This is a genomic window from Streptococcus mitis (assembly GCF_047464945.1).
Lineage (GTDB): Bacteria > Bacillota > Bacilli > Lactobacillales > Streptococcaceae > Streptococcus > Streptococcus mitis_EA.
This window is the reverse complement of the sequence record NZ_JASHAX010000005.1, coordinates 99,392-106,754: the sequence shown is the minus strand read 5'-3', so window position 1 is coordinate 106,754 and position 7,363 is coordinate 99,392. Positions and strand designations below refer to the sequence as shown.

Sequence of the window (7,363 nt, the reverse complement as noted above, 5' to 3'; positions counted from 1 at the left end):
TGGATTTACAGCTTTAACTTTATCTTCGATCGCTTTCTTCTCAGCGTCTGTAAGTTTTTCTGGATTTGCTACTACTGTCTTATCTGCTGGTTTAACGATGTCGTTTCCTGCATTTGGTTTAGTTGCATCTACTTCTGATTTGAATAAATCTTCTGATGGGATTGTCGCAGTAGTTCCATCTTTCAGTGTAACTGTCGCATTACCATCTTCATCAAATTTAACAGATTTAGTTTCTGGGTTTAATTCTCTTAATTTTTCTTCTACTTTAGCTTGATCATCCGGATCATTTGCTTCACCGGCTACTTTGTCTGCTGGTTTAACAATTTTACTATTTCCTGCATCTGGGTTAGAAGTATCTTCTTTAGTTCTTACTAATTCTGATGCTGGAATTGCTGCAGTTTTACCTTCTGGAGTAGAAACAGAAACAGTTCCATTTTCATCTATCGTTACTATAGCATCTGGATTTACCTCTTCAACTTTAGCAACAATCTTAGCTTTCTCTTCGTCAGTTAAGTTCGATGGATCTTTTACGATAACTTTATCAAGTGGTTTGTTAATGTCATTTCCACCTTTACCGTTATCTAACTGGTCCTCAGTTTTCACTAATTTTGTCGGATTGATAATTCCTTTATCGCCAGCTTCTGTTGTTACTTCGATGTTTCCATTTTCATCATATTTAACTTCTTTAGCTGTTGGGTTAACTTTCTTAACTTCTTCTAAGATTTTAGCTTTTTCTTCATCTGTTAATGCACTTGGATCTTTTACTAATACTTTATCAATTGGTCTGTTTACTTCTCCAATTGCTTGAATAGCCGCCTTATCAACTTCTTCTATTGTATTAACATCGTCTACACTACTTACTGCATCAATTGCTGCTTTAGATTTTTCCGCAACTTTATCTACTTTAGCTTTTAATTTAGCTTTAGCTTCAGGAGTTAGATCGTTACGCGCATCGATTTCTGCTTTCTTAGCTGTTGCTTCTTCATCAATTGCTTTACGAGCATTTGGTTTATCTTCTACAACTGGTACAGATTTTTCAATTTCACCTTCAGCTTTTTCTTGAAGTTGCTTAACTTCTGCATCTGTTCCAGCTTTATCGATTTCTTCCTTAGCTTCTTCTGCTAGAGCTTTAGCTGCATCTGCTGCAACTTTCTTCTCTTCATCAGTAGCATCTGGAGTGTTAGCAATGTCTTCCAATTGTTTTGCTAATTTATCTTCGATTGCTTTCTTGGCTGCTGGTTTAGTTACTGCTTCTGGATTTACAGCTTTAACATCTGCTACACCTTTATCTTTTGCACCATCTACTGCTTTTTGAGCTTCTGCTGCTTTTTCTGGTGTCTCTGCATTAGCTGGTTGATCGTTGATTGCATCTGTTGCTTCTTTCGCTTTAGCTTGAGCTTCTTCCTTAGCTGCTGCTTTTTCTTCGTCAGTTAAGTCTTTACGCTCGTCGATTGCTTCTTCTTTCTTAGCTAACTCTTTTGCAATTTCTTCTTTAGCTTTTTCTTTCGCTACTGGATTTACTTTCGCAACTTCTCCAGTACCAGCATTTTTCGCTGCATCTACTGCTGCATCTGTTGTTGCTGCATCGATTGCTTTCTTAGCGTCATCTGCTGCTTTCTCTGCTGCTTTCTTAGCTTCATCTTTTTCTGCTGGAGTTAAGTCTTCACGTGCGTTAATTGCGTCTACTTTAGCTTTAAGAGCTGCATCTACTGCTTCCTTAGCTTCTGGTTTCTTAGCCGCTACTGGATTTACAGCTTTAACATCTGCTACACCTTTATCTTTTGCACCATCTACTGCTTTTTGAGCTTCTGCTGCTTTTTCTGGTGTTTCTGCGATAGATGGTTGAGCGTCGATTGCATCTGTTGCTTCTTTTGCTTTCGCTTGCGCATCTTTCTTAGCTGCTGCTTTTTCTTCGTCAGTTAAGTCTTTACGCCCGTCGATTGCTTCTTCTTTCTTAGCTAACTCTTTTGCGATTTCTTCTTTAGCTTTTTCTTTCGCTACTGGATTTACAGCTTTAACATCTGCTACACCTTTATCTTTTGCACCATCTACTGCTGTTTGTGCTTCTGCTGCTTTTTCTGGTGTTTCTGCGTTATCTGGCTGTGCGTTAATAGCATCTGTCGCTTTTTTAGCTTTTGCTTGAGCATCTTTCTTAGCTGCATCTTTTTCTTTGTCAGTTAAGTCAGGACGTGCATCGATTTCTCCAACTTTCTTAGCCAATTCATCTGCGATTGCTTGCTTAGCTGCTTCTTTCGCTACTGGGTTTACAGCTTTAACATCTGCTACACCTTTAGCTTTAGCTGCATCTACTGCATCTTGAGCTGTTTTAGCTGCTGTTGGTGTAGTTGCTACATCTGGCTGCTTGTTAATAGCGTCTGTTGCTTCTTTTGCTTTCGCTTGTGCTTCTTCCTTAGCTTTTGCTTTCTCTGCATCTGTTAAGTCTTTACGTGCATCGATTGCTTTTTCTTTTTCTGCTAATTCATCTGCGATTGCTTTTTTAGCCGCTTCTTTAACTACTGGAGTTACATTTGCAACTGCTGTAGTTCCATCTGCTTTAGCTTTATCAACTGCTGCATTTGTAGTTGCTGCATCAACAGCATCTTTAGCTACATCTGCTTGCGCTTTTGCTACTTCTTTCGCTTTAGTTTTCTCTTCTGGAGTTAAATCTGTGCGAGCATCGATTGCTTTGTTTTTAGCTGCTAACGCATCATCAATTGCTTTCTTAGCTTCTGGTTTAGCTTTAGCTACTGGATTTACAGCTTTAACATCTGCTACACCTTTATCTTTAGCACCATCTACTGCTGTTTGTGCCGTTTGTGCTGCTTCTGGCGTAGCTGCTGCATCAGGTTGTTTTGCAATTTCAGCTAATTGAGCGTCAGCTTTATCTTTTGCTTCATTCTTAGCTGCTGTTTTTTCTTCATCAGTTAAGTCTGTACGCTTATCAATTTCGCTATTTTTATCTTCTAATGCTTTTGCAATTGCTTTCTTAGCTTCCGCTTTGGCTACTGGAGTTACATCTGCAACTGCTTTAGTTCCAGCTTCTTTAGCTTTAGTAACTTCTGCATCTGTTGTTGCTGCATCGACAGCTTCCTTAGCTTTATCAGCTGCTGCTTTTGCTGCTTCTTTAGCTTTAGTTTTCTCTTCTGGAGTTAAATCTGGACGAGCATCGATTGCTTTGTTTTTAGCTGCTAACGCATCATCAATTGCTTTCTTAGCTGCTGGTTTTGCAGATACTACTGGGTTATCTTTTGCAATTGCATCAGTTCCTGCTTTTTCTACTTTATCTAACTCAGGTTTAGTTGTAGCATTAGAGTTAGCAATATTTTCAAGAGCTTTAGCTTTATCTGCATTTACTTTAGCGATTGCTGCATCTTTTTCTTCTTGAGTTGCTGCTGCGTTATCATTGATAGCTTGGATTTGTTTATCAGCTGCTTTATTAACTGCATCGATAGCAGGTTGTTTGTCTAGAGTTACAAACTCTGATAATGGTCTTGTGTCTTTTGAACCATCTGCATAGGTTACTACAAGATTTCCTTGGTCATCTTTTGTTACTGATTTAATCTTAGCATCTTTATCTGTAACTGGAGCATCTTTTGAGATATTCGCATCGTCATTAGCTTTATTGTGCTCAAGTTGTAATTTTTCTTTGATTTTAGCTAAATCAGCTTCTGTAACGTTAGCTGGATCTGTTACAGCTACTTTTTCAGTTGGCGCCTTGATATCGTACTTGTCTGTTTGAGATTTAACAATGAATTGAACGTATCCTGGTTTTTGTTGACGTACTGCGTCATCAGTCGAAGCATCAAAGTTCTGATCCGTTGGGAATGAGCTTGCATTATCATTGTCATTAGCTACAACAAAACTTGTCCATTGGTTTGGAGCTGTAAGTGTTGTAACACCTGTCATCTTGATAGTTGCTGTTCTCTTATCGTCAGATACTTTTCCTTCGCCATTTGTAACTACATCGTTATCAATCTTACCTGTTGTAAATCCATAACCTGCAGTGTTATCATTTCCAACACCACCTGGTCCACGTAGGTACAAATCTTTAACTTCTGCATCATCTGAAGCTTTGAATGTTAAGTCAGTATTCTCACCAGTGTAGACATAGATTTGTTTCTTATCTGGGTTTGAGTATGGAAGTTCAACTGTTGGAGCTTGATTTACTTTAACAGTATGTGTATACTCAGCAGACTCTTTACCTTGACTATCTACTGCTTTATATTTAACAGTATATGTTCCTGGTGTTGCTAAATCTGCTGCTTCAAGAGTTGTTTTACTTGTATCACCATTGATAGATACTACTGTTGGTGTACCTTTTGTTCCTAATGTAGCATTTTGGTCATCTTCATGGTCTGTTACTTTCGCAAGAGTTGAAAGATCTACAGTTCCCCCTGCATTTACTGTCGTCACATCTGAGTCTGTTGCTGATGATACTACCGGTGCTTCGTTAGTTACTGGAATGCTAGCTCTGCCTAAGTATGTACCTTTGGTAGCTAGTCCGTTGTGAGGAATGATTTCTAGGTTAGCACCTTCTTTAACTGGCTCTGTTAATGTTAGTGTAACAGTATCAGAGAAGTTACCCTTAACAACGTTTTTAACTGTCGCTTTTCCAGCATTGTTGCCAGAAATCACAAAGTTATCATCAGATTCACGTTTAATATCAATTTGTGGTTTAGAATTATCATTTTTGTTTGTATACCAGAAGTATGCAATACCTGCATCATGCGGAATTGTAACTGTAACTTCTTTAGCTCCTGCTACAACGCTCTTACCGTCTTTTGCCGCTGCTGATGGCAGGATAGTCGATGGCCCTTCTGATACTGTTACCGCTGTTGCTTCACTGGATACTCCATTGACAACTTGCGTAACTTCCACTTTATTTTTAGGAGCATAGAATGCTCTTGCAGCTTCACTAGCACCTGGTAAGGCTTCATTGCTGTTCAATCCTTTATCTAAAGGAAGTTTCCAGTTTCCATCAGCGCCAACTTGTGTTGTTTTTTCTGAGATTACTGTTGTTCCTTCTGGATCTTTAACAGTCACTTTAACGGTTGCTCCAGGTGTACCTGTTCCTGTTAATTCCTCATCAGTTGAAAGAACTGTATTTCTAGCGTTAGCGTTTGTATTGACTACAGGAGCAGGGTTTGTAAGCGCAAATTTAGTTAATGGTAATGTATCTGTAGATCCATCTTTATACGTTACCACCATATTGTTATCTACTTTTGTAACAGATTTAATCTTAGCATCTTTATCGTCAACATTTTGACCTTGTTTCCCAACTAAGTTAGCATCTGTATTCGTTTTAGAATAGTGAAGTTTGATGTTTGCATTGTTTGCACCAACTATTTTTGCGAACTCTTCAGCTGTTACATTATTAGCATCAGCTACTGGTACTTTAGCAGCTTCGTTTTCAGGTGTTGTAACATCGTATTTTTGAGTTTGTGGTTTAAGGATAACAACGAAAGAACCTGGATCATCTGCACCTGTTGCGCTTCCTCCAATTTCTCCTCCATCAGCATCTGCAACTCGTAGGAAACGCCATCCTAAAGTTAAACCTGCTGGGGTTTCTCCTCTAGTCGCTGCATCTAACTTATCTTGTTTTAAACCATCTGTCGCCGCTGGTGTACCTGAGTAAGTGATTACCGCTGGATTTGCATCTGTTGCTGGCGTCTCAGTAGTAATAGTATTCGCTGTGTATCCATATTGAGTACTAATTTTATTTGTTGCACCCGGAACTGGATCAAATTCTCTGTTACCACCTCGTCTTACTGTTGCACTTGAAATTTTTCCGCTATCATCTTTGATTTTAATATCAAATGAGTTTTCTTCTGCACCGTAAACATAAATTTCTTTAGCTTGCGCATTAGAGAATGGAAATTCTGCTGTTGGTGCTTGGTTTACACGTGCGAAGTCAGTTACTGGTCGTTCAGCTGTTGTTCCATCGTTATAAGTAATAACAACTTTATCTCCTGATTGAGTAACTGTAGCAATCTTACCGTTAAGATTGTTATCAGCACCTTCTTGCAATTTAGCTTTAATTTGATCCAATTCTGGTTGTTGAAGTTGTGCTGGATCAGCTACAGCAACTTTATCAAAGTTTGCAGCTTTATTTGCTAAAGCTTCTGTGTATTTTACGTTTTGTGAACGAATTTTGAAGAATACTTGATATGCTGGATCAGATGAACCTTCGTTGTCGATTTCATTGTTACTTGCATCTTTGGCACGAACTTTACGTGATACTACTGTCGAACCATTCACCCATGGTTTCCCATTAGGATGACGATCTTGCAATTTTCCAGTGATGCTAAGTGTCGCTGGTTGGTCAGCTGTTGCTGTTGTTTCACCATCAATATTAGAGTTGTTTAATCCATACCCTATATTAGTATCGGTTCCACCACCCATTTTTTGCATCCAACCTTTAACAATCTTACCACTGTTATCTGTAATCTTGATACGTCCAGTGATATTTGTTTCTTCTGTTGGAGTTACCCAAATAGTCTGAGATGCTGCATCATCATAATCGATTGATACTTTTGGTTTTTCTGTATCAGTTTCAGTACGGAAAGCATTGTTTTTGTCTAATTCTTTACCGCTACGAGCATCATTAGATCCTGTGTTTTCGATAGCGTTAGTACCAGCTTTTGGTTCTGTGTTTTCAGCTGACTTACCTACAGTTTCTTTACCTTCAGTTGTATCTACTGCTGGAGTTTCTTTTTTCTCTACAGGCTTGTTTCTTAATTTAGAGTTAGCTGTAGTGACAAGTTTGCTGTAAGCTTTTTTTAGTTCAGCTTGAGTAGTTGCGTTCGCTAATGTAGCTTTTGCAGATTCTAGTTCAGCTTTTAATACTGCAACACTTTCTTCCGTTTTGTTATCGTAAGAACCGTTAGAAAGTTTTGTCTCAATTTCTGAAATGTAGCTTTCAAGTTGGGTCTTGTCCAAAGTTGGAGTTGCTGGCGCAGCAGCTGTGTCTCCAGGTTGGACAGGTTGGATTTGATCCGCTTGAACAGATACAGCTCCATTCCCTAAGAACATGAAAAGAGCAGCGACAGCTACACTAGCCGCCCCAAAACTATATTTACGGATCGAGTAACGAGTGACCTTCTCACGGTGCAGACGTTCAACACGACTCATAGATGGTTTGTTTTCCATTATTTTCTTTTCTCCTTTTGTAAGGTTAATTAATTTGATTTCCACATGACACCTGTATGTAGAGATCTACAATTTACATTTTATCTTATTTTCAATATATATGCAAATGGTTTGATTTAAAATTTTCGCAAAAAAAAAAAGCGTTTTGGGAAAGTAAGGAATTTTCAGATAAATTAGTTTTGTATATTTTCTTGTTTTTGTAAATAAATAATTC

The 7,363-nt window shown here is 38.4% G+C and carries 1 protein-coding gene; it reads right to left on the bottom strand.

What is annotated here, in order from left to right:
- Window positions 1–7,149 (bottom strand): DUF1542 domain-containing protein (locus QM424_RS07260; RefSeq protein ID WP_414393942.1); only part of this gene is annotated, 7,149 nt, incomplete at its 3' end.
- Window positions 7,150–7,363 lie beyond the last annotated feature (214 nt).